Below are 23,833 nucleotides of genomic sequence, written 5' to 3'. Positions count from 1 at the left end.
CGCGCTTGCGCGTGCCCTTTTCATACCTGGGGCGGGCCCTCGCTGCGGGCCGCCATTTGCCTGGCGATGGCACGGACCGCGATGGCGTAGCTGCGGCTGGCGCGCAGTGGGCCACCGTGCTTCAGATGCAGCAGCATATCGCTGTTGGGCAGCGGTTCAACCTTCTGGATGCGGTCTGTCGCGACGATCATGCTGCGGTGAATGCGCACGAACCGGGCGCTATCGAGCCGCGCGCCGAACCCTGAAATGGTATCGCGCAGCAGATGCTGTTCGGCGCCGACGTGGAGCGCCACATAGTTGCCTTGCGCTTCGATCCAGTCGACCTCGGACAAGGGCAGCGACAGCGGCTGGCCGCGCCGTTTTACTTCCACATGCGTCAGCATCGGTGCCGGCTTCGTGATCGCCGCCGGCCGGGAAGTTCGCTGCAGATGCACCTGGACCAGCGCAGTGAGCGCGGCCAGCGCGAACATCAGCAGCGTGAAATTACCCACCAACTGGGCCCGGATCTCGTCCCGGGACGGCAGCCACTGGCCGGCGAAGATCCAGGATGCCAGCAAACACGATACCAGTACCAGTGCCAGCGCCAGGCCGGCGACGCTTGCGGCATGGATCAGCAGATTGCGCCTGCGCAAAGGGCCGCGCAGCGAAAAACGTTCCACCAGCGCGTGCACCACCGAGGTGACTGTCGTGCCCAGCAGGGCGGCAACCAGGATGCGGATCGCCTCGTGGGACCAGTTCAGCACCTGGCCGGCGTGGCTGGCTCGCTGGATGTTGCCGGGTTCGAGCACCAGCAGGAAGGCCAGCCAGTACAGCATGACCCAGGCGTGCGCAAGCAGCCAGGCGGGCCGGAGCGGCGCGGGAGCGGGATGGGCGGTGCTCGTCATGCACCCGATTCTAGCAGCGATCCGGCGCTTCGCCACAATGGGATGGGCTGGTCTGGAAAGTGACCAGCCGGTCTCGCCTCGCCGTCGCGACGGGGCGACACTGGCCGCTGACCAATCGTTGGAGAGCGGGTATGTGGAAGGTGATATGCAAACGGGGCCTGGCGCTGTTGTCATGGTGTGCGGGCTGGGCGCTGGCGGCGCCGGTGATGACGGCGGACGGTGCTGTGGCCGGGCAGCGGTGGGCCGGCGTGGACGTGTATCGCGGCATGCCGTTCGCGCTGCCGCCACTGGGGGCGTTGCGCTGGCGGCCGCCGCAGCCGGTAACGCCATGGCAGGGCGTGCGCGACGCCAGCAGGTTTGCGCCGGCATGCATGCAGCAAGGCGTATCGATGCCCGGCGAGATGGCGCCGTCCGTCAGCGAGGATTGCCTGTACCTGAATGTGTGGGCGCCGCCGCGCCGCGCCGGCCAGCGCCTGCCGGTGATCGTGTGGATCCACGGCGGCGGCTATGTCAACGGTTCGGCGTCGATGCCGCTGTATCACGGCGACCGGCTGGCGCGCAAGGGCGTGCTGGTGGTCACTGTCGCCTACCGTCTCGGCGCGCTGGGTTTCCTGGCGCATCCGGCGCTGAGCGCTGAATCGCCGCATCGGTCGTCGGGTAACTACGGCCTGATGGACCAGATCGCGGCACTGGAATGGGTGCAGCGCAATATCGCTGCCTTTGGCGGCGACCCGAAGCGCGTCACCATCGCCGGACAGTCGGCCGGCGCGATGGCGGTCAGCGCGCTGCTGGTGTCGCCGCGCACGAAGGGACTGTTCCAGCGCGCTATTGCGCAGAGCGGCGGTATCTTCGAACCATTGCAGCTGGCTCCCGGCTACGCGCTGGCCAATGCCGAACGCGATGGAGCCAGCTATATGGCGTCGCTCGGCGCCACCACGCTGGAGGCGATGCGCAAACTGCCGGCCGAACACCTGCTCGGGGCCAACGCCGTCAGCCATCCGGTGATCGAGCCGGATCTGCTGCCGTTGTCGCCGTACGACGCCTATGTGCGGGGGCGTCATCACGACGTGCCTTTGCTGATCGGTTCGAACAGCGAGGAGGCGCGCGCGCTGGTCGATGTGTCGGCGGTGCGCGCTGCCACGTTCGAGGCGGACATCGGCGCCAGCTTCGGCGCCCTGCCGCCGGCGCTGCTGGCGGCTTATCCGCATGCGACCGACGCGCAGGCACGCGACGCGCGTCTCGGGTTCGAACGCGACTTGCGGTTCGGCTGGGACATGTGGGCATGGGCGCGGCTGGCGCAATCGGGGCGCAGTAACGTCTATTACTACAGCTTCGAGCAGCGGCCACCCTTTCCCGCCGATTCGGTGCATGCCGGCTGGGGCGCGAGCCACTTTGCCGAGTTGTGGTACATGTTCGACCATCTGGGGCAGGTACCGTGGGCGTGGCGCGACACCGACCACGAACTGGCAGCGGCGATGTCGGGCTACTGGGTGCGTTTTGCCGCCACCGGCGATCCCAACGGCAAAGGCATGCCGCGCTGGCCGGCGTTTCGTGGCGCGACGGGGCAGGTTCAGCGGCTGGGCGATCGGATTGAAAACGGCCCGGTGCCGGCGCTCGACCGCCTGCAAGTCTTCGATGCCGTGTATTCCGGGCTTCGGGGCAGGGCGTTTGGAGAGTGAGCCATTCAATCAGGGGTCATGCAAGCTTGCATGACCCCGGAAACGACAACGCCCACTTGCATGAGTGGGCGTTCTTCTGGATGTGTTCTTGGTGGCCCGGGGCGGAATCGAACCACCGACACAAGGATTTTCAATCCTCTGCTCTACCAACTGAGCTACCAGGCCAAGAGGCCGCATTATAGCAGCTCAATGCAGAGTTGCAATAGGCTTTGCAAAGTTCCGCAAGCGCCATCATCAATATTTGCTGTGGGATCAACGATGAATTGCCCAAGCCCTGCTTTATCTCAACAAAAATCATCGGCATCATGTTGTTCATCGCATCCAAGGAGAACACCATGCAAGAACACATCCCCGCACTCGGCCTCGGCACGTTCCGCCTGCAAGGGCAGGTAGTCATCGATTCCGTGCGCGCCGGGCTGGAGCTGGGGTACCGCCACATCGACACCGCGCAGATCTACGGCAACGAAGCCGAGGTGGGCAGCGCCATCGCGGCGAGCGGCGTCGCCCGCGGCGAACTGTTCGTGACGACCAAGGTCTGGACGGCAAACCTGGCTGGCGACAGGCTGGCCGCCAGCCTGCGCGAAAGCCTGGACAAGCTGCGCCTGGAGCAGGTGGACCTGGCGCTGATCCACTGGCCGTCGCCGCAGGACGCGGTGCCCGTTGCCGAGACCATGCAGGCGCTGCTGGCTGCGAAGCGCGCCGGCCTGGCGCGCCGGATCGGCATCTCGAACTTCACGATCCGCCATATGCGGCAGGCGATCGATGCGGTCGGCGCACAGGAAATCGCCACGAACCAGGTGGAAATCCACCCGTTCCTGCAGAACCGCGCGGTGGTGCGGTTCGCACGCGAGCACGGCATCCACCTGACCGCCTACATGCCGCTCGCCTACGGCAAGGTGATGACGGACCCCGTGATCGCCGCCATCGCCGCGCGCCACGGTGCGACGCCCGCACAGGTCGCGCTGGCCTGGTCGCTGCGGCAGGGCTTTGCCGTGATTCCGTCGTCGACCAAGCGGGCGAACCTGGAAGCGAACCTGGGCGCGGCCCGCATCGCGCTGTCGGACGACGACATGGCGGCCATCGCGGTGCTGGAAGCGAACGGCCGGATCGCCAGTCCCGAAGGCATCGCGCCCGTGTGGGACTGAGCCGGCGCCACCGGCCCGGCCGCGGCCCGCGCGCCCCGCCAGCCGTCGATCGTTATAATGGCAAGATGAACACGCCATCCTCTTCCAAGCATCATGTGCAGACGGCGGTCTGCATCGTCGGCAACGGCGCGATCGCCAAGGCGGCCGCGCTGGCATTCGCCCAGGCCGGGCAAAGCGTCACGCTGCTCGGCCCGCCCGCCGCGGCGAAGCCGGATGGGCTCGAGCCCAGCTGGGACGTGCGGGTCTATGCGCTGAACCATACGGCGCACGAGCTGCTGTCGAACCTGAAAGTGTGGGGCGCGATGGACCAGCAGCGTATCGCCCCGGTCGACGGCATGCTCGTCAAGGGCGACGGCGAACAGCCCGGACACCTGAACTTCGATGCCTACGGCGCCCACACGGACACGCTGGCGTGGATCGTCGAGGACCGCAACCTGAACGAGGCGCTCGACGCGGCGCTGCGCTTTGCCCAGAACGTGCACCTCGTGACGGGCCGCGCGGTGGCGCTGAAGTGCGACGAGGATGGCGCCGCCGTGCAGCTGGCGGACGGCACCTCCGTCAAGACATCGCTGGTCGTCGGCGCGGACGGCGCCCAGTCCTGGGTGCGCGGCCAGTGCGACATCGGCCTCGATTACAAGCCGTATGGCCAGAAAGGCGTGGTCGCCAATTTCGACACGGAGCTGCCGCATCACGGTAGTGCATTCCAGTGGTTTACGTGCGACCGCGGCATCGTGGCGCTGCTGCCGCTGCCGGGTAACCGCGTCTCCCTGGTATGGTCCGCGCCGGACATGCTGGCCGACCAGCTGTGCAGTGAAGGTGCGCAGGCACTGGCCGACCGGCTGGCCGAATTTGCCGCGGACAAGCTGGGCAAGCTGACCCCTGTCTTGCCGGAAACGGTGCGCGCCTTCCCGCTGTCGCTGGTGCGCCCCCATTCGCTGGTGGCGCAGCGCGTCGCCCTGATCGGCGATGCCGCCCACGTGGTGCATCCGCTGGCGGGCCATGGCATGAACCTGGGGTTCGGCGACGTGCGCGACCTGGTGCGTGCCGTCACCGAGCGCGAGGAACACCGCTCGATCGGCGACGAGCGCGTGCTTGCCCGCTATGCTCGTTCGCGCAAGGAAGAAGTGCTGCTGATGCAGGCCACGACCGACGGCTTGCAGCGCCTGTTCGGCGCGAATCTCGAACCAGTGCGCGCAGTACGCAATTTCGGGCTAAACTTGCTGGATAAATTGCCTTTCGTCAAGCGTTCGCTGATGTCGCACGCGCTGGGCCGGCACTGATTCCACCGGACGGCGCGGCGATCCTGTGCCGTCGTCCTGTTTTACCCGGAGAGTTTATGAAGTTCATCAAGACTGGCCTCGTGCTGGCATCGGCGCTGCTGATGTCGTGCGCGGGCGCCGACAATGGCGTCGAAGCCACGATCCGCAAGAACGTCGAACCCAAGCTGGGCCCCGACGTCAAGATCGATGCCATCCGCGCGACCCCGTATTCCGGCCTGTATGAAATCCGCATCGGCAACGAGATCCGCTACACGGACAAGACCGGTACTTACCTGTTCGCCGGCCATATCTTCAACCTGAAGACCAAGGAAGACGTGACGCAGGCGCGCATCGACGAAGTCAACCGCATCAAGTTCTCCGAGCTGCCGCTGGAGCTGGCGCTGAAGACCGTGAAGGGCAACGGCAAGCGCGTGGTGGCCATCTTCGAAGATCCGAACTGCGGCTACTGCAAGAAGTTCCGCCGCGAGACGCTGGCGAAAGTGGACAACATCACCGTCTACACGTTCATGTACAACATCCTGTCGCCCGACTCCACGGTCAAGTCGCGCAACATCTGGTGCGCGGCGGACCGCAACCGCGCCTGGGACGAGTGGATGCTGAACAACAAGCAGGCACCGGCCGCGCCGGATGGCTGCACCGCGCCGAACGACAGGGTGCTGGCGCTGGGGAACAAGCTGGGCCTGGAAGGCACGCCGGCCATCTTCTTTGCCGACGGCAGCCGCATCCCGGGCGCCATCGACGTGGCGGCAATGGAAGCGAAGTTCGCCTCGATCAAGTAATACCGTAGCAAGGCACAGATCACCGAGCCGATGCGGCGCGCCCACGAAGCGCGCCGCTTTCACAATAAAACGCCGCAAAACTGGGAGTAATCCATGGTCACCCTGAACATCAACGGGCGCGACACGCAGGTCGACGCCGATCCATCGACGCCGATCCTGTGGGCGCTGCGCGACAACCTGAACATGACCGGCACGAAATTCGGCTGTGGCGCCGCGCTGTGCGGCGCCTGCACCGTGCACCTCGGCGGGCAGCCGATCCGCTCCTGCGTGACGCCGATTTCCGCCGCCGTGGGCCAGAAGATCACCACGATCGAAGCGATGGAGCATGACAAGGTGGGCAAGGCCGTGCAGGACGCCTGGGTCAGGCACGACGTGCCGCAATGCGGCTACTGCCAGAGCGGGCAGGTGATGAGTGCCACCGCGCTGCTGAAAACGAACACGAAACCGACCGACGCCGACATCGATGGCGCCATGGCCGGCAACATCTGCCGCTGCGGCACCTACCAACGCATCCGCCTCGCCATCAAGGATGCGGCGAAGTCGCTCGCCTGAAGGAGATCACATGCGCAAAGAATGGCTCAATGCCGATGACATGGCGGTCGTGACGGCCGGCGACAACCCGGGTGTATCGCGCCGCGGTTTCATGAAGGCGGCCGGCGCCGGCCTGGTGCTCGGCTTCACGTTCACGGGCGGCGGGCGGATGGCCCGCGCGGCCGAGCAGAAGCCTTCGCAGCAGCCGAACGCGTTCCTGCGCATCGCGCCGGACAACACCATCACCGTGCAGGTGAACCGCCTGGAATTCGGCCAGGGCGTGCAGACCGCGCTGCCGATGCTGATCGCCGAGGAACTCGATGCCGACTGGTCGCAGATCCGCGGCGCGCTGGCGCCTGCCGGCGAAGCCTACAAGGACCCGGCGATGGGCATCCAGATCACCGGCGGTTCCGGTTCCGTGGCCCACTCGTGGGTGCAGTACCGCGAGATCGGCGCGAAGGCGCGCGCGATGCTGGTGGCGGCGGCGGCCGAACAGTGGAAGGTGCCAGTGAATCAGGTAAAGGCGGCGAAAGGCCTGCTCACCGCTCCGGGCGGCAAAAAGGCGACGTACGGCCAGATGGCCGAGGCGGCGATGAAGCAGTCGGTGCCGGAACACGTGGTGCTGAAGAACGTCGAGAAATTCCGCTTCATCGGCAAGCCGATGCCGCGCCTGGACGCGCGCGCGAAATCGAACGGCAGCCAGCAGTTCGGCATGGACTTCAAGCCGGCCGGCACCAAAGTGGCCGTGGTGGCGCGCCCGCCGGTGTTCGGCGCGAAAGTGGCGAAATTCGATGCCACCGCTGCGAAGAAGATCAAGGGCGTGATCGCCGTGGTGCCGGTCGACGTGGACCGCGGCGGCAGCGGCGTGGCCGTCATCGCGGATGGCTACTGGCAGGCGAAGCTGGGCCGCGACGCGCTGGCGATCGAGTGGGATACGGCGGGCGTGGAAAAGGTCAGTACCGAAGAGCAGTTCACCGCTTTCCGCGCACTGGCCGCGAAGCCTGGCGCGGTAGCGAAGCAGGGCGACACGTCGAAGCTGGCCGCCGCGCCTAAGAAGATCTCGGCCGTCTATGAATTCCCCTACCTGGCGCATGCGCCGATGGAACCGCTGAACTGCGTGGTCGACCTCAAGCGCGACGGCTGCACGATCTGGGCCGGCAGCCAGTTTCAGACGATGGACCAGGCCGCGGCCGCGAAGACCGCCGGGCTGAAGCCGGAGCAGGTGACCCTGCACACGATGATGGCCGGCGGCGGCTTCGGCCGGCGCGCCGTGCCGTCGTCCGACTACATCGTCGAAGCGGTCAACGTGGCGAAGGCTTACGCGAAAGCCGGGAAATCCGGCCCCGTGAAAGTGATCTGGAGCCGCGAGGACGATATCAAGGGCGGCTACTACCGCCCGTCGCACGTGCACCGCGCCGAACTTGGGCTCGATGCCGGCGGCAATATCGTCGGCTGGGATCACGTGATCGTCGGCCAGTCGATCATCAGCGGCACGGCGTTCGAGGCGTTCATGGTGAAGAATGGCGTGGATGCCACGATGGTCGAAGGCATGGGCGAGCCCTACAAGGTGCCGATGCACCTGTCCGTCCACAACGCGCAGGCCAACGTGCCGGTGCTGTGGTGGCGCTCGGTGGGCTCGACCCATACCGCGTTCGTGATGGAAACCCTGATCGACGAGGCGGCCGTGGCGGCCGGCGTGGACCCGGTGGCCTATCGCAGGAAGCTGATCCCGGCGGAGCACAAGCGCCATCACCTGGCGCTCGACCTGGCCGTCGGCAAATCCGGCTACGACACCGTGAAGCTGCCGGAAGGGCAGGCCTACGGCGTGGCGGTGCATGAATCGTTCGGCACCGTGGTGGCCTACGTGGTCACGGCGTCGGTGGAAAACGGCGCGCCGAAGCTGCACAAGGTGACGGCGGCCGTGCACTGCAACCAGCCGGTCAACCCGCTGACCATCGAAGCACAGGTGCAGGGCGCGGTGCTGATGGCCGTCGGCACCACGCTGCCTGGCGCCGCCATCACATTGAAGGATGGTATCGTGGAACAGGGCCAGCTCAGCGATTACACGGTGGCGCGCATGCCGGACATGCCGCAGGTCGAGGTGCACGTCGTGCCGTCGACCGAGCCGCCGACCGGCATGGGCGAGCCGGGCCTGCCGCCGCTGGCGCCGGCATTCGCCAATGCCGTGTTCCGCGTCACCGGCAAGCGGCTGCGCAAGCTGCCGTTCGACCTGGCCTCGGCCGCGGCGCCGCAGGTGGCGTAGTCCGCATGGCGGGCAATGCCATCGCCGGCATCCTGCTGGCCGCCGGCCGCGGCCGGCGTTTCGATCCGCTGGGGCAGCGCAACAAGCTGCTGCAGCCGATCGATGGCGAAGCGGTCGCCGTCCGGAGCGCACGGCACCTGCTGGCGGCGCTGCCGCGGGTGGTGGCCGTGGTGCGCGACGATGCGCAGGGCGCGCAGCTGGGGGCGCAACTGGCGGCGCTCGGCTGCGAGGTGACGCTGTGCGCGGAGGCGGACAGCGGCATGGCCGCGACGCTCGTGCACGGGCTTCGCCATGCGCTGGAAGCATCCGGCTGGGTGGTGGCGCTGGGCGACATGCCCCGCGTGCGGCCCGCCACGATCGCCGCGCTGGCGCAGGCGGTGGCAGCGGGGGCCGACATCGCGGTACCCGTGCATCGCAATGAACATGGAACGCAGCGCGGCAACCCGGTGGCCTTCAGCCCCCGCCATTTGCCGGAACTGCTCGCGCTGACCGGCGACCGGGGCGCGCGCGGCATCGTGAGGGATAATATCGTCAACGAAGTGGCGGTGGATGACCCGGGCATCCTGCTCGACATCGATACTCCGCCCGATCTCCTGCAATGAAAAACAAAACGCCGATCAAAGAGAAAACGCCGACCAGGCAAGCGAAGCCGCCGCGCGCCGCGGCGCCCGCCGTGGCCTACGCCATCGTTGCCAAGGATCTTGCCGCCCACCTGTTCCAGGTCACGCTGACCGTGCGGGAGCCCGCCCCGGATGGCCAGCTGCTGGCATTGCCGGCCTGGATCCCGGGCAGCTACATGATCCGCGAGTTTGCCCGCAACATCGTGCAGATCCGCGCCGAGGCCAATGGCCAGCCGGTCGCGCTGGCAAAGCTGGACAAGCACTCCTGGCAGGCCGCGCCTGTCGCGGGCCCGCTGACGGTGCAGTACGACGTGTATGCATGGGACCTTTCCGTGCGCGCCGCGCACCTGGACCGCACGCATGGCTTCTTCAACGGCACCAGCGTGTTCCTGCGCGTGGCCGGGCAGGAGAACGTGCCGCACGTGGTCGATATCGTTCGTCCGGCGGACGAGGCGGCGCGCAGCTGGCGCGTGGCCACCGCGCTGCCGGAGCTGAAGGCGAAGCGCCATGGCTTCGGCACCTATATGGCGGCCGATTACGATGAGCTGATCGACAGCCCGGTGGAAATGGGCGACTTCGCCCTCGCCACGTTCACGGCCCATGGCGTGCCGCACGACGTGGTGATCACCGGCCGCGTGCCGAACCTGGACATGGCGCGGCTGTGCGCCGACCTGAAGGCGATCTGCGAAACCCAGATCGCCTTCTTCGAGCCGAAGACGAAACAGGCGCCGATGGACCGCTACGTGTTCATGACGCTGGCCGTCGGCGACGGCTACGGCGGCCTGGAACACCGCGCATCGACGGCACTGATCTGCGCCCGCGCCGATTTGCCGACAACCTCCGCCCAGGGCAAGGAACGCAGCGAAGGCTACATCAAGTTCCTCGGCCTGTGCAGCCACGAGTACTTCCACACCTGGAACGTGAAGCGCATCAAGCCGGCCGTGTTCGCGCCGTATGACCTGCAGGTGGAAAACTATACGCCGCTGCTGTGGCTTTTCGAAGGCTTCACCAGCTATTACGACGACCTGTTCCTGGTGCGCGCCGGCATGATCAGCGAAGCCACGTACTTCAAGATGCTGGGCAAGACCGTCGGCAGCGTGCTGCGCGGCGCCGGCCGCACGAAGCAGAGCGTGGCCGAGTCGAGCTTCGATGCCTGGAGCAAGTATTATCGGCAGGATGAGAACGCGCCGAATGCGATCGTCAGCTATTACGCCAAGGGGTCGCTGGTGGGCCTCGGGCTGGACCTGACCATCCGCCAGAAGTCGGGCGGCAAGCGCTCGCTGGACGACATCATGCTGGCGCTGTGGCAGCGCTACGGCCGCGACTTCTACCCCGATGGCCGCCGCGGCGTGACCCCGGGCGACGTGGAAGCGCTGTTCGACGAGATCAGCGGCATGCGGCTGAAGAGCTACTTCGACAAGTACATCCGCGGTACCGATGACGTGCCGCTGGCGAAACTGCTGGCGCCATTCGGCGTGAAGTACACGGACGAGCGCAAGCTCGCCAAGCCCAGCCTCGATGCCAATATCGGCCGCGATGGCGCTGACGCGAAGCTGTCCGCCGTCCACGAAGGCGGCGCCGCGCACCGCGCCGGCTTGTCCGCCGGCGACCTGCTGGTGGCGGTCGACGGCCTGCGCGTCACGGGCAATCCCGCCAACCTGGAGGCGCTGCTGTCGCGTTACAGCGTGGGCGACACGGTGCAGGTGCATGCTTTCCGGCGCGATGAACTGATGGCGTTCACGGTGCAGCTGCAGGGCGATCGCGTGCCCGGTGTCGGACTGGCGATCGATACCGCGCGCAAGAGCGCGGTGGCGCGCCCGACGATGCTGCGCTGACATGAAGCAGCTGGACCCGTTCAGCGTCGTACTGATGGCGGCGCTGATGTGCGCCGTGATGAGTGCCGTGCTGTTCGGTGCCCGCCGCGGCTTTCCCGCCGAACTGCGGGGCATCAGCCATTGGGGTGCCGCGCTGGCGGTGCAGGTGCTGTCGGCCTTTTGCTTCGCGCTGCGCGGTACGTTGCCGGAAGTGCTGGTACTGCCGGTGGCGAATGTGCTGTTTGTGTTCGGCAACGGCCTGTGCGTGATCGGCCTGCAGCGCTTCTATGGCAAGGCCCCGGGCTGGCGCACGCTGGGCGGTGCATGCGGCTTCGCGCTGGCAGGCATGCTGTACTACCTGCTGGTCGACCCGGACTATGCGGCGCGGGTGGCGTGGATGTCCGTGCCGGTAACGCTGATCAACGTCATGCTGATGGTGCTCCTGGTGCGCAATGGCCGGCGCAAGCTGGCCACGCTGTTCTTCGGTTCGATGATCGCGGTGAATACCGTGCTGGTCGCCGTGCGCGGCGTGGTGGCACTGACGCATGGCGAGGCACTGGTCGACGTGACCCGGCCCGGCCTGTTCCAGGGCTTCTACCTGGCCGTGACCGCGCTGCAGCCGCCGTTGCTGGCCGTCGGCTTCATGATGGTGGCCTACGAGCGGCTGCGCCTCATTCTCGAACGCCGCTCGGCCAGCGATCCGCTGACGGGGGTGCTGAACCGGCGCGGGTTCGGCGACGCGTATGCGCGCGAGGTGGCGCGCATGGCACGCATGCGGCAGCAATCCCGCACGCTGGCCCTGCTGTCGGTGGACCTCGATTACTTCAAGAAAATCAATGACCGCTTCGGCCATGCCGAAGGCGACCGGGTACTGGTCAGCGTGGCGCAGATGATCGGCTCGGCATTGCGCGAATCCGATGCGCTGGCCCGCTTCGGTGGCGAGGAATTCATCGTGCTGCTGCCGGATACGGATGGCAAACGGGCGATCGGCGTGGCCCAGCGCGTGCAGCGCCTGCTGCGCGAAGCGTGCGCCGGCGAGCTGCCGTCATGCACGGCCAGCATCGGCGTGGCCGTGCAGACCGATCCGGAAGAGCCCCTCGATGCGCTGCTGTGCCGGGCGGACGAAGCGCTCTACCGCGCGAAGGAAAATGGACGCGACCGGATCGAGACGTGGAAGGTGGCGGCGTGAGCCGCCTGTCGACGTGATGGCGGTCAGGCAAACAGCCTGTTCAACTCCGTGCCCGGATCTTCCGCCCGCATGAATGCCTCGCCAACCAGGAAGGCATGCACGTTCGCCTCGCGCATCCGCCGCACATCGTCGCCGTTCAGGATGCCGGATTCGGTGACGACCATCCGTTCGGCCGGAATCCGCGGCAGCAGATCGATGGTGTTCTCGAGCGATACGTCGAAGGTGCGCAGGTTGCGGTTGTTGATGCCGATGAGGTTGGTCTTCAGCTTCAGCGCGGCGGTCAGTTCGTCGCCGTCGTGCGATTCCACCAGCACGTCCATGCCCAGTTCGTGGGCGCAGGCTTCCATCTCCGCCATCAGGCCGTGATCGAGGCCGGCCACGATCAGCAGGATGCAGTCGGCGCCCATCGCGCGCGCTTCATAGACCTGGTAGAGGTCGACCAGGAAATCCTTGCGGATCACCGGCAGCGTGCACGCGGCGCGTGCCTGCTTCAGGTAGTCGACGGAACCCTGGAAGAACTGCTCGTCCGTCAGCACCGACAGGCAGGCGGCGCCACCGGCGGCATAGCTTTGCGCGATCGCCGCAGGCTGGAAGTCGGCGCGCAGCACGCCCTTCGATGGCGAAGCCTTTTTTACCTCGGCGATGACGCCGGCCTGGCCGGCGGCGATCTTGCTGCGCAGGCTGGCTTCGAAACCGCGGATCGCGGCGCGCGACTCGCGGTCGGCTTCCACCTCGTCGCGCAGGCTGGCCAGGCTGCGGTATTTCTTGGCCGCGGCTACTTCTTCGGCCTTGACGGCCAGGATCTTGTTCAGGATATCGGACATGGGTTGTACTTTTTTAGTGACGGTCGGCGAGGGCGAGGCGGGCGCCCAGCGCCAGGAACAGGCCACCCGTGACACGGTTCAGCCACAGCGCGACGCGCGGCTTGACCTTCAGCTTCGAGCTCGCGAAGGCAGTGAACAGCGCCAGGCCGTTACACCACAACATGCCGTTGAAGTTGAAGATGCAGCCCAGGATGATGAAGGCCAGCGGCTTGTTCGGTGCATCGGCATCGATGAACTGGGGCACGAAGGCAAGGAAGAACAGCGCCACTTTCGGATTCAGAACGTTGGTGAGGAAGCCCTGGGCGAAAATGCGGCCGAGCGGCAAGGCTGCCGGTGCCGGTGCCGGCATGGCTGGATTCTCGTCCGAGCCCTTCAGCTTTGCCCGCAGCATCTGGATGCCGCACCATACGATGTATGCCGCGCCAATCCACTTCACCACCGTAAACGCCGTGGCGGAAGTGGCCAGCAGGGCGGACAGGCCCAGCGCCGCGGCCAGTACATGCACCATCGTGCCGGCACCGATGCCGAGCGACGCCGCAACGCCGGCGCGCCAGCCCTGCGTGGCACTGCGCGCCATGATCAGCAGCGAATCCGGACCGGGCATGATGTTCAGCAGCAGCCCGGAAACGATGAACAGCGTCAGGTCGTGGATGCCGAACATGGCGTGCTCAATTGTCGGCGCCGAGCGCCTGCGTGACTTCGACGAACTGCTGCAGTTTCGCCAGCGCGGCACCCGATTCGATCGCCTGGCGCGCCTTGATCAGGCCCACTTCGATCGAGGGCGCAATGCCCGCCGCATACAGCGCGGTGCCGGCATTGAGCGCCACGATGTCGGTGGCGGCGCCGGTTTCGCCGGACAGCACGCCCATTACCTTGGCCTTCGATTCGGCGGCGTTGGCCACCTTCAGGTTGCGGCTGGCAACCATTTGCAGGCCGAAATCTTCCGGATGGATTTCGTATTCGCGGATCTCGCCGTCGACCAGTTCGCCGACCAGCGTGCCGGCACCCAGCGAAACTTCATCCATGTTGTCGCGGCCATAGACCACGATGGCGTGTTCCGCGCCGAGGCGCTGCAGCACGCGTACCTGGATGCCGACGAGATCCGGGTGGAACACGCCCATCAGGATGTTCGGCGCGCCGGCCGGATTGGTGAGCGGGCCGAGGATGTTGAAGATCGAGCGCACGCCCAGTTCGCGGCGCACCGGCGCCACGTGCTTCATCGCCGCGTGGTGGTTCGGCGCGAACATGAAGCCGATGCCCGTCTGCGCGATCGATTGCGCGATCTGTTCCGGCTTCAGGTTGATGTTGGCGCCCAGCGATTCGATCAGGTCGGCGCTGCCGGACGATGACGACACGCTGCGTCCGCCATGCTTGGCGATGCGCGCGCCTGCCGCCGCGGCCACGAACATCGCCGCGCTGCTGATGTTGAAGGTGTGCGCGCCGTCGCCGCCGGTGCCCACGATGTCGAGCAGGTTGGTGGTGTCCGCCATCGGCACCTTGGTGGAGAACTCGCGCATCACCTGCGCGGCGGCGGTGATCTCGCCGATGGTTTCCTTCTTCACGCGCAGGCCCATCGTCAGCGCGGCCACCATCACCGGCGACATTTCGCCGCTCATGATCTGGCGGAACAGGTGCAGCATTTCGTCGTGGAAGATCTCGCGGTGTTCGATGCAGCGGATCAGGGCTTCCTGGTGGGTGATCGGCATGGTCATTCCTTTGCGCTCGACGACGTGCGATCGAGGAAGTTCTTCAGCATGGCATGGCCATGTTCGGAGAGGATCGATTCGGGGTGGAACTGCACGCCTTCGATGTCGAAGTCCTTGTGCCGCACGCCCATGATTTCGCCGTCGTTCGTCCATGCCGTCACTTCCAGGCAGGCCGGCAGCGAAGCGCGCTCGATCGCCAGCGAGTGGTAGCGGATCACGGTGAAGGGGCTCGGCAGGTCCTTGAACACGCCTTCGCCGGTATGGGCGATGGGCGAAGTCTTGCCGTGCATGACTTCCTTGGCGCGGATGATCTTGCCGCCGAACGCTTCGCCGATGGCCTGGTGGCCCAGGCACACGCCGAGGATCGGCTTCTTGCCGGCGAAGTGCTTCAGCACCTCCACCGAGATGCCGGCCTGCGCCGGATCTTTCGGGCCTGGCGAGATGCAGATGCGGTCCGGGTTCAGCGCCTCGATCTCCTCGATCGTGATCTCGTCGTTGCGGTGTACCCGCACGTCTTCACCGAGTTCGCCGAAGTACTGCACGATGTTGTAGGTGAAGGAGTCGTAATTGTCGATCATCAGCAGCATGTCAGAACTCCCCATCCAGGCCGTCTTGCACTTGTTCGGCGGCGCGCAGCACGGCGCGCGCCTTGTTTTCAGTTTCCAGCCATTCCATTTCCGGTACCGAGTCGGCCACGATGCCGGCGGCGGCCTGCACGTACAGCATGCCGTCCTTGATCACGCCGGTGCGGATCGCGATCGCCACGTCCATCTCGCCGCCGAACGACAGGTAGCCGCACGCGCCCCCATAAATCCCGCGCTTGGAGATTTCCAGTTCGTCGATCACTTCCATCGCGCGCACTTTCGGCGCGCCGGTCAGCGTGCCGGCCGGGAAGGTGGCGCGCAGCACGTCCAGGTTCGACATGCCGGACTTCAGCTTGCCTTCGACGTTGGACACGATGTGCTGCACGTGCGAATACTTTTCGATCACCATCTTGTCCGTGACCTTCACGCTGCCGATCTCGGAAATGCGGCCCAGGTCGTTGCGGGCCAGGTCGATCAGCATCACGTGCTCGGCGATCTCCTTCGGATCGGCCAGCAGTTCCTCGGCCAGCTGCGCATCCTTTTCCGGCGTGGCGCCGCGCGGGCGCGTGCCGGCGATCGGGCGCAGCGTGACTTTCTTCTCACCATCCGGCAATGTCTCGTTGCGCACCAGGATTTCCGGCGACGCGCCGACGATCTGCATGTCGCCGAAGTTATAGAAGTACATGTACGGCGACGGGTTCAGCGAACGCAGCGCGCGGTACAGCGTGAGCGGCGAATCCACATAGGGCTTGCGGATGCGCTGGCCGATCTGCACCTGCATCAGGTCGCCGGCCATCACGTATTCCTTCGCCTTGGCGACGGCCGCCAGGTACGATTCCTTGTCGAAGTCGCGGATTGCCTCGGTGCGCACGGACGACGACGTGACCGGCGCATCGACGCCGCGGCGCAGCAGCGCCTTCAGTTCCTTCAGCCGCACGCGCGCCTTCGAGAACGATTCCGGCTGCGTGGTATCGGCGTACACGATCAGGTACAGCTTGCCGGAGAGGTTGTCGATGACGGCCAGTTCCTCGGTGACCATGAGCTGGATGTCGGGCAGGCCAAGGTCGTCCTTCTGCGAGCTGTTGGCCAGTTTCTTCTCGATGAAGCGCACCGTGTCGTAGCCGAAGTAGCCTGCCAGGCCACCGACGAAGCGGGGCATGCCGGGACGCAGCGCGACCTTGAAGCGGGCCTGGTACTGCTCGATGAATTCGAGGGGATTGCCGTCGAAGCTCTCGACGACTTCACCGCCCTTGACGATCTCGGTGCGGCTGCCGGTGGTGCGCAGCAGCGTCTTTGCCGGCAGGCCGATGAACGAGTAGCGGCCGAAGCGCTCGCCGCCAACGACGGACTCCAGCAGGAAGGTGTTCTTGCCGTTGTTCTGGCTCTGCGCCAGCTTCAGGTACAGCGACAGCGGCGTTTCCAGGTCGGCGAACGCTTCCGCGATCAGGGGGATACGGTTGTAGCCTTGCGTGGCCAGCGATTTGAATTCGAGTTCGGTCATGGTTCTCTCCAACCCGCCACGCGAACCCATTTTGGGCGTGATGGTGGCGGTGGGGTTCAAAAAACCTGCCGGGAGAGAGCGAAGAGGTGGATAGTCGCGCGAAATCTCCGACGGCAGCAATCAACGTGGCTGTGTTGCCCAGGATTGCCAGCGTCGCCACAGCCAGGCCTCGATCGATCCCTGGTGAGTAACGTTGTGTCTTTTGTTGAGAAACATCGTTTGACGAGCGTTCGGTTTTAAGTTGCAGCCGATTGATTCGGCTGGGTTTGATTCGGCTGGTTGTGCGCGTTGATTAACTGTGCAGCATGCAACAGCGTTTCCACTATACCATCGGAATCCGTGTCGTGTATAGATTCTCCGTGGTTATAACCATACGGTACCGTCAGCACCGGGCATCCGGCCGCGCGGGCAGCCTGCGCGTCGTTCGACGAATCGCCGATCGCCACCACCTGGTGCGGCGGCAGGCCGAAGTATTCGCAGGCCTTCATCAGCGGCAGCGGATCGGGCTTTTTCCTCTCGAACGAATCGCCGCCGTAGATCACCTCGAAGTAGCCATCGAGCTCCTTCAGCTTCAGCAGCGGCAGGGCGAACGCCAGCGGCTTGTTGGTCACGCATGCCAGGCGGATGCCGGCGTCCTTCAGCTCCGTCAGGCCGGCGGCCACGTCCGGATACAGCGTGCTGTGGTGGCCGTTGATCGCCAGGTAGTGCCGCTGGTAGGCATCCATCGCCGCGGCAAAATGCTGTTCGACGGCCGCATCGTCGTGGTCGAGCGACAGCACGCTGCGGATCAGGTTTTCCGAGCCCTTGCCGACCATGTTCTTGATCTGCTCGGCCGTGATGGCTTCCAGGCCCAGCTCGTCGCGCATGCGGTTGATGGCGACGTGGAAGTCCGGCACGGTGTCGAGCATCGTGCCGTCCAGGTCGATGATGGCGGCGCGCACGCCGGCCAGGGGGTGAGCGGCCGCCGTCATGCTCATACCGTCGCCAGCTGGGTGCGCATCGCGTCGATGACCGCCTTGTAGTCGGGCTGGCCGAAGATCGCCGAGCCGGCCACGAAGGTGTCCGCACCGGCCTTGGCCGCGGCGGCGATGTTGTCGATCTTGATGCCGCCATCGACTTCCAGCAGGATGTCGCGGCCGGATTCGTCGATCAGGCGGCGTGCTTCGGCGATCTTCTTCAGCGCTTGCGGAATGAACGACTGGCCGCCGAAGCCGGGGTTGACGGACATGATCAGGATCATGTCGACCTTGTCCATCACGTGTTCCAGGTAGGACAGCGGCGTGGCCGGGTTGAACACCAGGCCGGCCTTGCAGCCATGATCGCGGATCAGTTGCAGCGAGCGGTCGATGTGCTCGGAAGCTTCCGGATGGAAGGTGATGATGTTCGCGCCGGCCTTGGCGAAGTCCGGGATGATGCGGTCGACGGGCTTGACCATCAGGTGCACGTCGATCGGCACCTGCACATGCGGGCGGATCGCCTGGCAGACCAGCGGGCCGATCGTCAGGTTCGGCACATAGTGGTTGTCCATTACGTCGAAGTGGATGATGTCGGCGCCGGCGGCGACGACGTTCTTCACTTCCTCGCCCAGGCGGGCGAAGTCGGCGGACAGGATGCTGGGGGCGATGCGGAAAGTGGTCATGGCAGGCGTGGCTGGTAAGAGTAGGCAAAAAATCAGCCGCTATTTTACGCTGCCGTCCCGTATTCTGCGGAGTGCACCTTGCATGTGTGCGGAATTTGCGGTGCAATGTGAAACTATATTAGTGAAACGCTACATTTGAATTTTCGGCACGTTTGATGGCCAACCGCGCAACACATGCCCAGCAATAAAGGAAACCCGATGGCCCAATATGAATTCGATGTGTCGGTGAGGACGCAATTCCTGCCCGAGCAGTCCGATCCTGAACGCACCAATTTCGTGTTCACCTACTCGATCACGATCAAGAACACCGGGACGGTCGCGGCGCAGCTGATCTCGCGCCACTGGATCATTACCGACGCCAACAATCACAAGCAGGAAGTTCGCGGCCTCGGCGTGGTGGGGCACCAGCCGCTGCTGCAGCCGGGCGAACAGTTCGAATACACGAGCGGCACGGCGCTGCAGACGCCGCAGGGGTCGATGGTGGGCGAATACTTTTGCGTGGCCGAGGATGGCCACAAGTTCGACGTCAAGATTCCGGAGTTCGTGCTGTCGCTGCCGCATACGCTGCATTGAACCGGCTGCATTGAACCGGCTGCATTGAGCCGGCTGCATTGAACCGGCTTCACTGATCTACAATCGCATCATTCAGGCTGGTCCGGCCGCTTGGCCGGCGGCGCCTTTTTCTTGCCAGGCATCGTCCACCAGACGATGAATACCAGCAGGAACAGCGCGACCAATGCCTCGACCATCAGAATCCACATACCGCCTCCATGTTTTTTGTACGCCGTAGTCTACCCCGTAATATCCAGGCGCTGAGCTGCATCGCGGTATCGGCAGCCGTGCTCGCCGGTTGCGCATCCCAGCCATCCCGGCAGCCATCGCCGCAGCCATCACAGCAGACGCCGCAGCCGGTTCCGCAACCGGTGCCCGCTCCGCAGCCGCAACCGGTGCCTGCCCAGCCGCCCGCGCCGCCATCGAAAACGGCCTTCGTGCCGGGCACGTTTGCCGATTTGCCGGGCTGGTCGCGCGACGACCTGCGCGCGGCGTGGCCTGCTTTCCAGTCGTCGTGCGCGGTGATCGGCAAGCGCGCCGACTGGAAGGAGGCATGCTCGATCGCACGCACCGTCAACGCCGGCGACGAACGCGCCGTGCGGCTGTTCTTTGAAACCTTCCTGGTGCCGCACCGCGTGATCGCGCCGGACGGCTCGGACAGCGGCCTGGTCACAGGCTATTACGAGCCGCTGCTGCGTGGCGCCCGCAGGCAGGGCGGTCCGTACCAGACCCCTCTGTATAAAGTGCCGGACGATATGCTGACCATCGACCTTGCCGGCGTTTACCCGGAACTGAAGGGCAAGCGGCTGCGCGGCCGGCTGCAGGGCAGGAAGGTGGTGCCGTATGCCAGCCGCGAGGAAATCGCCCGCGCCGATTTCAGCGGCAAGGAATTGCTGTGGGTCGACGACCCGGTGGAAGCGTTCTTCCTCGAGGTGCAGGGTTCCGGCCGGGTGCAGCTCGACAGCGGCGAAACGGTGCGCGTGGCCTATGCGGACCAGAACGGCCATCCGTATAAATCGATCGGCAAGTGGCTGATCGAACAGGGCGAGCTGACGTCCGAGCAGGCATCCGCGCAGGGCATCAAGGCGTGGATCGCCGGACACCCGACGCGCCGGCAGGAATTGTTGAACGTGAATCCCAGTTATGTGTTCTTCCGGGAAGAAAAACTGCCGGACCCGAACGTGGGCCCGAAGGGATCGCTGGGCGTGCCGCTGACGCCGCAACGCTCGGTGGCGGTGGATACCACGCAGATTCCATCCGGCGTGCCGCTGTACCTGTCCACCACGCAGGCCGCCAGCGAGATTCCATTGCAGCGGCTGGTGATGGCGCAGGATACCGGCGGGGCGATCCGCGGCGCGATCCGGGTCGACTTCTTCTTTGGCTTCGGCACCGAGGCTGCCGAGAATGCGGGCCGGATGAAGCAGCGCGGCCAGGTGTGGGTGCTGCTGCCGCGCCCGACCCGCTGAGCTGGCGGCTGGCAGCCGATCGGCTACCTGTCGGCCGCTGATCGGCTGCTGATCGGCTACTTAGCGCAGGACCAGTACCGGCAGTTCGGTATGGGCCAGTACTTTCTGCGTTTCGCTGCCGAGGAACAGCTTGTTCAGGCCCGTGCGGCCGTGCGAGGCCATCAGGATGATGTCGCAATTGTATTTTTTCGCGGCATCGACGATTTCCTTGTACGGGGTGTGGGAATTCACGACGATGCCCTCGAACGGCACGCCGGCGGTGGCGCACGCGATCTCGACTTTATTGATGAAGGTCTTGGCCGTGGCGGCGATTTGCGTTTCAAACACTTCCGCGTCCGGCACGACAGCGCCTTCGGTCATCGGCACGAACGGGAACGGCTGGGCAACGCAGATGGCGACGATGCGCGCGCCATGTACCTGGGCGAAGCGGATCGCGAGATCGGTGGCTTTTACCGCAAGCTCGGACCCGTCGGTGGGTAACAGGATGTTCTTGAACATGACAGTCCCCTTGCAAAGTTGGCAATGCTCCAGTGTAAGTCCACCACGAGGTCAGGGGCGCACGCTTCGGATCGCGCGGGACGCAACCGTTCCGGCGGCCAGCAGCACGCCGCCAACGGCGATGCAATACAGGGCCGGGCGCACGCCGAGGTGGTCGCCCGCGTAGCCGGCAGCGAGCGCACCCAGCGGCGCCACCGCCACTGTCAGGAAGCGCATCGTGGAAATCATCCGGCCCAGCATCTCGTCGGGCGTCACACTCTGGCGCAGCGCCTGGTAAGGGATGAAGAACAGCATCGCACCCAGGTCGAAGAAGAACACCAGCGCGGCATAGGCCGCCGCGCTGAAGCGGGCATCACCGAACAGGCTGCGGGGAATCAGGGGCATCAGCACGAAGCCGAGCGCCATCGCGGCCGTGCCGATCACGATCGTGATGCCCGCGCCATAGCGCCGGTTCAGTGGGCGCAGCAACAGGGAACTGACGAAGACGCCCATTCCTCCCAGCATCTGGGCAATGCCGAGCGTGCCCGCGTTCATGCCCAGTTCGCGCGTGGCGAACAGCACGAGCAGTGCCGAATAGCCATAGAACAGGATGTGCCAGGCGCCGGCCACCCAGGCCAGCGCACGCAGCAGCGGCTGGTGCCAGATGAATGCGAATCCGGCGCGAACATCATGCAGCGGATGGCGCTCGCTGCGCGGCGGGATCGCTTCGCGCATTTTCACGCGGCCGATGTTCCATATCGAGATGAAGAAAGTGGCCGCGTTGGCGATGATCGCTACCGGCGCCGTCAGCCACTGGATCAGGATGCCGGCGAGCCCGGGCGCCAGCAGGCGTGAGATCGAATCCGTGCTGGCGAAGCGGGATTGCGCCTCCACCATGCGGTCGCGGCCGACGAGCATCGTGAGGAAGATCTGCTCGGCGCCGCCGCCGATGACGTTGCATGCGCCCTGGATCGCCGCCACTGCATACAGCCACGGCATGCCCAGCAGGTCGAGCCACCACGCGACGGGAATCGACGCGAGCGAGATGCCCTGGGCCGCCTTGCTGCCCAACAGAATCGGCAGTTTGCGGCTGCGGTCGAGCAGCACGCCCGCGGGGAGCGCAAGGATCGCGAAGGGTATTGCCTGGCAAGCGGTCAGGATACCCATCTGCGCCGGCGTCGCATGCAGCAGCAGGACGGCACACAATGGCAGCGCGAGCGTGCCGATCTGCGAGCCGAAGCTGGTCAGCACCATGCTTGCCCAGTAGCGGCGAAAGTCAGTACTCGACAGCAGCGCATCGCTGCGCCAGCGTTCGGCGATCGGGGAAAGGAAGGGAAGTGGCATCGGCCGGCGATCATATCAGTGTCGAACGGGGCGATGCAGGCGGTGACACAGGCCCCGTGCCGATGACGCTACAATTGTCCGATCCAACCGTCCCGGGAGACAAGCATGCAATATGAAGACCTGATCGTCGAAGTCCACGGCAAGGTGGCGCTGATCCGCCTGAACCGTCCGAAAGCGCTGAATGCGCTGAACGACCGCATGATGAACGAGCTGGGCGAGGCGCTCGCGGGCTTCGACAAGGATCCGCAGATCGGCTGCATCGTGCTGACCGGCAGCGAGAAGGCCTTCGCGGCAGGCGCCGACATTCCGGCGATGATCGACTACACCTACCAGGATACCTACCGCGACAATTACATCACCCGCAACTGGGAGCACATCCTGAAGGTACGCAAGCCCGTCATCGGCGCGGTGGCCGGCTATGCGCTGGGCGGCGGTTGCGAACTGGCGATGATGTGCGATTTCGTGATCGCGGCGGACACGGCGAAATTCGGCCAGCCGGAAATCAAGATCGGCGTTACGCCCGGTGCGGGTGCCACGCAGCGTTTACCGCGCGCGGTCGGCAAGGCAAAGGCAATGGACATGCTGCTGACGGCACGCAATATCGATGCGGCCGAAGCGGAGCGCACCGGCCTGGTGTCGCGCGTGGTGGCTGCGGACAAGCTGATCGAGGAGGCGCTGGCGGCCGCGACGACGATCGCATCGATGCCGCTGTCGGTTGCCATGCAGATCAAGGAAGCCGTCAACGTCGCCTATGAAGTACCGCTGACGGAAGGCGTGCGTTACGAGCGGCGGCTGTTCCATGCCGCTTTCGGTACGCCGGCCCAGCGCGAAGGCATGCATGCCTTCCTCGAAAAGCGCTTGCCAAACTTCGAGGGGCTTTGATATAGTTCTGTCCCTCGCAGCAACGCAGCTGTCACGAAAGTGAAACAAGCAAGTTGATGTGAGTAAATGAGAAGCTTGACGAATCGCACGAAACACCCGATAATCTTGCCTCTCTGCTGCTGACAAACACAACGATTTGTCGCCGGGTCTGAAAGATCCGCAGCAAGCCTTCAAGGGCAGAATTCTTTAACAATCAACAGTCGATAAGTGTGGGCGTTTGATGTGATGTGCCCTGGACTTCGGTTCGGAAGCTCAAAATATATAGCATCAAACGCTTACACAAGAAATAAACGTAATCATCTTCGGATGATTCGTCAGTATCTTGAGTGAGTGACCCCGACAGCAATGTCGGACAACAGAGATTGAACTGAAGAGTTTGATCCTGGCTCAGATTGAACGCTGGCGGCATGCTTTACACATGCAAGTCGAACGGTAACAGGGAGCTTGCTCCGCTGACGAGTGGCGAACGGGTGAGTAATATATCGGAACGTGCCCAAGAGTGGGGGATAACGTAGCGAAAGTTACGCTAATACCGCATACGATCTACGGATGAAAGCAGGGGACCGCAAGGCCTTGTGCTCCTGGAGCGGCCGATATCTGATTAGCTAGTTGGTGAGGTAAAGGCTCACCAAGGCGACGATCAGTAGCTGGTCTGAGAGGACGACCAGCCACAC

The 23,833-nt window shown here is 65.0% G+C and carries 23 protein-coding genes, 1 tRNA gene and 1 rRNA gene; 13 read left to right on the top strand and 12 right to left on the bottom strand.

The annotated features are described in order from the left end of the window. Nucleotides 1-20: 20 nt before the first annotated feature. Nucleotides 21-884 carry a LytTR family DNA-binding domain-containing protein gene (locus tag ACY34H_RS05085; protein ID WP_464976405.1) on the bottom strand — a complete coding sequence of 288 codons (864 nt, stop codon included), beginning with the start codon at nucleotides 882-884 and terminating at the stop codon, nucleotides 21-23. A gap of 131 nt (nucleotides 885-1,015) precedes the next feature. On the opposite strand from ACY34H_RS05085, the gene ACY34H_RS05080 reads away from it, so the two are divergent. Then, complete coding sequence (locus tag ACY34H_RS05080; RefSeq protein WP_464976404.1) at nucleotides 1,016-2,563, top strand: carboxylesterase/lipase family protein; 1,548 nt, start codon at nucleotides 1,016-1,018, stop codon at nucleotides 2,561-2,563. 89 nt (nucleotides 2,564-2,652) lie between these two features. On the opposite strand, the gene ACY34H_RS05075 is transcribed toward ACY34H_RS05080, so the two are convergent. Both ACY34H_RS05075 and ACY34H_RS05070 read right to left on the bottom strand, forming a co-directional pair. Continuing rightward, a tRNA-Phe gene (locus tag ACY34H_RS05075) sits at nucleotides 2,653-2,728 on the bottom strand. Beyond that, nucleotides 2,694-2,879, bottom strand: a complete 186-nt coding sequence (locus ACY34H_RS05070; RefSeq protein ID WP_464976403.1) for a hypothetical protein — start codon at nucleotides 2,877-2,879, stop codon at nucleotides 2,694-2,696. The genes ACY34H_RS05075 and ACY34H_RS05070 overlap by 35 nt, the downstream gene beginning before the upstream one ends. A 19-nt stretch (nucleotides 2,880-2,898) precedes the next feature. Between ACY34H_RS05070 and dkgB the strand changes: the two genes are divergently transcribed. The 8 genes from dkgB (at nucleotide 2,899) to ACY34H_RS05030 (ending at nucleotide 12,184) form a co-directional block, all read left to right on the top strand. Then, nucleotides 2,899-3,708 (top strand): 2,5-didehydrogluconate reductase DkgB, encoded by an 810-nt coding sequence (gene dkgB / locus ACY34H_RS05065; RefSeq protein WP_464976402.1) that lies wholly within the window; start codon nucleotides 2,899-2,901, stop codon nucleotides 3,706-3,708. Between the two features lie 65 nt (nucleotides 3,709-3,773). Continuing rightward, the gene (locus tag ACY34H_RS05060) at nucleotides 3,774-4,988 is read left to right on the top strand and encodes an FAD-dependent monooxygenase (RefSeq protein WP_464976401.1); all 1,215 of its coding nucleotides are present in this window, start codon (nucleotides 3,774-3,776) and stop codon (nucleotides 4,986-4,988) included. A gap of 56 nt (nucleotides 4,989-5,044) precedes the next feature. Further along, nucleotides 5,045-5,767, top strand: a complete 723-nt coding sequence (locus ACY34H_RS05055) for a DsbC family protein (RefSeq protein WP_464976400.1) — start codon at nucleotides 5,045-5,047, stop codon at nucleotides 5,765-5,767. 93 nt (nucleotides 5,768-5,860) lie between these two features. Then, on the top strand, nucleotides 5,861-6,319 hold the full coding sequence (locus tag ACY34H_RS05050) for a (2Fe-2S)-binding protein (RefSeq protein WP_464976399.1): 459 nt from the start codon (nucleotides 5,861-5,863) through the stop codon (nucleotides 6,317-6,319). A 10-nt stretch (nucleotides 6,320-6,329) separates the two neighbouring features. After that, nucleotides 6,330-8,561 (top strand): xanthine dehydrogenase family protein molybdopterin-binding subunit, encoded by a 2,232-nt coding sequence (locus ACY34H_RS05045; protein WP_464976398.1) that lies wholly within the window; start codon nucleotides 6,330-6,332, stop codon nucleotides 8,559-8,561. A 5-nt stretch (nucleotides 8,562-8,566) separates the two neighbouring features. Further along, complete coding sequence (locus ACY34H_RS05040) at nucleotides 8,567-9,163, top strand: nucleotidyltransferase family protein (RefSeq protein WP_464976397.1); 597 nt, start codon at nucleotides 8,567-8,569, stop codon at nucleotides 9,161-9,163. Then, nucleotides 9,160-11,016, top strand: coding sequence for a M61 family metallopeptidase (locus ACY34H_RS05035; protein WP_464976396.1), 1,857 nt, complete (start codon nucleotides 9,160-9,162; stop codon nucleotides 11,014-11,016). Before ACY34H_RS05040 ends, ACY34H_RS05035 begins: the two co-directional genes overlap by 4 nt. 1 nt (nucleotide 11,017) lies before the next feature. Then, a complete protein-coding gene (locus ACY34H_RS05030) occupies nucleotides 11,018-12,184 on the top strand; it encodes a GGDEF domain-containing protein (protein WP_464976395.1) in 1,167 nt (388 codons plus the stop codon). Nucleotides 12,185-12,207: 23 nt separating this feature from the next. On the opposite strand, the gene trpC is transcribed toward ACY34H_RS05030, so the two are convergent. From trpC to rpe, 7 genes are all read right to left on the bottom strand, one after another. Continuing rightward, entirely contained in the window at nucleotides 12,208-13,008 is an 801-nt protein-coding gene (trpC, locus tag ACY34H_RS05025) for an indole-3-glycerol phosphate synthase TrpC (RefSeq protein ID WP_464976394.1), read from the bottom strand. A gap of 13 nt (nucleotides 13,009-13,021) precedes the next feature. After that, nucleotides 13,022-13,669: a LysE family translocator gene (locus ACY34H_RS05020; protein ID WP_464976393.1), complete on the bottom strand. Its 648-nt coding sequence runs from the start codon at nucleotides 13,667-13,669 to the stop codon at nucleotides 13,022-13,024. A gap of 7 nt (nucleotides 13,670-13,676) precedes the next feature. Further along, nucleotides 13,677-14,714 carry an anthranilate phosphoribosyltransferase gene (trpD, locus tag ACY34H_RS05015; RefSeq protein WP_464976392.1) on the bottom strand — a complete coding sequence of 346 codons (1,038 nt, stop codon included), beginning with the start codon at nucleotides 14,712-14,714 and terminating at the stop codon, nucleotides 13,677-13,679. 2 nt (nucleotides 14,715-14,716) lie between these two features. Further along, nucleotides 14,717-15,301 (bottom strand): anthranilate synthase component II, encoded by a 585-nt coding sequence (locus ACY34H_RS05010; protein WP_464976391.1) that lies wholly within the window; start codon nucleotides 15,299-15,301, stop codon nucleotides 14,717-14,719. 1 nt (nucleotide 15,302) lies between these two features. Beyond that, the gene (trpE, locus tag ACY34H_RS05005; protein ID WP_464976390.1) at nucleotides 15,303-16,799 is read right to left on the bottom strand and encodes an anthranilate synthase component I; all 1,497 of its coding nucleotides are present in this window, start codon (nucleotides 16,797-16,799) and stop codon (nucleotides 15,303-15,305) included. Nucleotides 16,800-17,035: 236 nt separating this feature from the next. After that, nucleotides 17,036-17,776, bottom strand: coding sequence for a phosphoglycolate phosphatase (locus tag ACY34H_RS05000; protein ID WP_464976389.1), 741 nt, complete (start codon nucleotides 17,774-17,776; stop codon nucleotides 17,036-17,038). Further along, nucleotides 17,773-18,438, bottom strand: a complete 666-nt coding sequence (rpe, locus tag ACY34H_RS04995; protein ID WP_137316004.1) for a ribulose-phosphate 3-epimerase — start codon at nucleotides 18,436-18,438, stop codon at nucleotides 17,773-17,775. Before rpe ends, ACY34H_RS05000 begins: the two co-directional genes overlap by 4 nt. Nucleotides 18,439-18,636: 198 nt before the next feature. Between rpe and apaG the strand changes: the two genes are divergently transcribed. Both apaG and mltA read left to right on the top strand, forming a co-directional pair. Further along, nucleotides 18,637-19,011, top strand: coding sequence for a Co2+/Mg2+ efflux protein ApaG (apaG, locus tag ACY34H_RS04990; RefSeq protein ID WP_464976388.1), 375 nt, complete (start codon nucleotides 18,637-18,639; stop codon nucleotides 19,009-19,011). Nucleotides 19,012-19,208: 197 nt separating this feature from the next. Further along, nucleotides 19,209-20,456 (top strand): murein transglycosylase A, encoded by a 1,248-nt coding sequence (gene mltA / locus ACY34H_RS04985; RefSeq protein WP_464976387.1) that lies wholly within the window; start codon nucleotides 19,209-19,211, stop codon nucleotides 20,454-20,456. A 60-nt stretch (nucleotides 20,457-20,516) separates the two neighbouring features. Here the strand turns inward: mltA and ACY34H_RS04980 are convergent, their stop codons facing one another. Together ACY34H_RS04980 and ACY34H_RS04975 are read right to left on the bottom strand one after the other, a co-directional pair. Next, a complete protein-coding gene (locus ACY34H_RS04980) occupies nucleotides 20,517-20,954 on the bottom strand; it encodes a universal stress protein (protein ID WP_464976386.1) in 438 nt (145 codons plus the stop codon). Between the two features lie 51 nt (nucleotides 20,955-21,005). Beyond that, nucleotides 21,006-22,277: an MFS transporter gene (locus ACY34H_RS04975; protein WP_464976385.1), complete on the bottom strand. Its 1,272-nt coding sequence runs from the start codon at nucleotides 22,275-22,277 to the stop codon at nucleotides 21,006-21,008. A 105-nt stretch (nucleotides 22,278-22,382) separates the two neighbouring features. On the opposite strand from ACY34H_RS04975, the gene ACY34H_RS04970 reads away from it, so the two are divergent. After that, nucleotides 22,383-23,159: an enoyl-CoA hydratase gene (locus ACY34H_RS04970; protein WP_464976384.1), complete on the top strand. Its 777-nt coding sequence runs from the start codon at nucleotides 22,383-22,385 to the stop codon at nucleotides 23,157-23,159. Nucleotides 23,160-23,523: 364 nt separating this feature from the next. After that, nucleotides 23,524-23,833, top strand: a 16S ribosomal RNA gene (locus ACY34H_RS04965); the annotation flags it as partial.

It is taken from the genome of Pseudoduganella sp. jia 9 (assembly GCF_055502615.1).
Note: the sequence above shows the minus strand (reverse complement) of the source record. Positions and strands in the feature narration are given on the sequence as shown.

What these genes read in the sequence shown, in the direction of transcription:
- ACY34H_RS05085 (WP_464976405.1), bottom strand. Translation starts at nt 884, where the DNA reads ATGACGAGCACCGCCCATCCCGCTCCCGCGCCGCTCCGGCCCGCCTGG.
- ACY34H_RS05080 (WP_464976404.1), top strand. Translation starts at nt 1,016, where the DNA reads ATGTGGAAGGTGATATGCAAACGGGGCCTGGCGCTGTTGTCATGGTGT.
- ACY34H_RS05070 (WP_464976403.1), bottom strand. Translation starts at nt 2,879, where the DNA reads ATGAACAACATGATGCCGATGATTTTTGTTGAGATAAAGCAGGGCTTG.
- dkgB (WP_464976402.1), top strand. Translation starts at nt 2,899, where the DNA reads ATGCAAGAACACATCCCCGCACTCGGCCTCGGCACGTTCCGCCTGCAA.
- ACY34H_RS05060 (WP_464976401.1), top strand. Translation starts at nt 3,774, where the DNA reads ATGAACACGCCATCCTCTTCCAAGCATCATGTGCAGACGGCGGTCTGC.
- ACY34H_RS05055 (WP_464976400.1), top strand. Translation starts at nt 5,045, where the DNA reads ATGAAGTTCATCAAGACTGGCCTCGTGCTGGCATCGGCGCTGCTGATG.
- ACY34H_RS05050 (WP_464976399.1), top strand. Translation starts at nt 5,861, where the DNA reads ATGGTCACCCTGAACATCAACGGGCGCGACACGCAGGTCGACGCCGAT.
- ACY34H_RS05045 (WP_464976398.1), top strand. Translation starts at nt 6,330, where the DNA reads ATGCGCAAAGAATGGCTCAATGCCGATGACATGGCGGTCGTGACGGCC.
- ACY34H_RS05040 (WP_464976397.1), top strand. Translation starts at nt 8,567, where the DNA reads ATGGCGGGCAATGCCATCGCCGGCATCCTGCTGGCCGCCGGCCGCGGC.
- ACY34H_RS05035 (WP_464976396.1), top strand. Translation starts at nt 9,160, where the DNA reads ATGAAAAACAAAACGCCGATCAAAGAGAAAACGCCGACCAGGCAAGCG.
- ACY34H_RS05030 (WP_464976395.1), top strand. Translation starts at nt 11,018, where the DNA reads ATGAAGCAGCTGGACCCGTTCAGCGTCGTACTGATGGCGGCGCTGATG.
- trpC (WP_464976394.1), bottom strand. Translation starts at nt 13,008, where the DNA reads ATGTCCGATATCCTGAACAAGATCCTGGCCGTCAAGGCCGAAGAAGTA.
- ACY34H_RS05020 (WP_464976393.1), bottom strand. Translation starts at nt 13,669, where the DNA reads ATGTTCGGCATCCACGACCTGACGCTGTTCATCGTTTCCGGGCTGCTG.
- trpD (WP_464976392.1), bottom strand. Translation starts at nt 14,714, where the DNA reads ATGCCGATCACCCACCAGGAAGCCCTGATCCGCTGCATCGAACACCGC.
- ACY34H_RS05010 (WP_464976391.1), bottom strand. Translation starts at nt 15,301, where the DNA reads ATGCTGCTGATGATCGACAATTACGACTCCTTCACCTACAACATCGTG.
- trpE (WP_464976390.1), bottom strand. Translation starts at nt 16,799, where the DNA reads ATGACCGAACTCGAATTCAAATCGCTGGCCACGCAAGGCTACAACCGT.
- ACY34H_RS05000 (WP_464976389.1), bottom strand. Translation starts at nt 17,776, where the DNA reads ATGAGCATGACGGCGGCCGCTCACCCCCTGGCCGGCGTGCGCGCCGCC.
- rpe (WP_137316004.1), bottom strand. Translation starts at nt 18,438, where the DNA reads ATGACCACTTTCCGCATCGCCCCCAGCATCCTGTCCGCCGACTTCGCC.
- apaG (WP_464976388.1), top strand. Translation starts at nt 18,637, where the DNA reads ATGGCCCAATATGAATTCGATGTGTCGGTGAGGACGCAATTCCTGCCC.
- mltA (WP_464976387.1), top strand. Translation starts at nt 19,209, where the DNA reads ATGTTTTTTGTACGCCGTAGTCTACCCCGTAATATCCAGGCGCTGAGC.
- ACY34H_RS04980 (WP_464976386.1), bottom strand. Translation starts at nt 20,954, where the DNA reads ATGTTCAAGAACATCCTGTTACCCACCGACGGGTCCGAGCTTGCGGTA.
- ACY34H_RS04975 (WP_464976385.1), bottom strand. Translation starts at nt 22,277, where the DNA reads ATGCCACTTCCCTTCCTTTCCCCGATCGCCGAACGCTGGCGCAGCGAT.
- ACY34H_RS04970 (WP_464976384.1), top strand. Translation starts at nt 22,383, where the DNA reads ATGCAATATGAAGACCTGATCGTCGAAGTCCACGGCAAGGTGGCGCTG.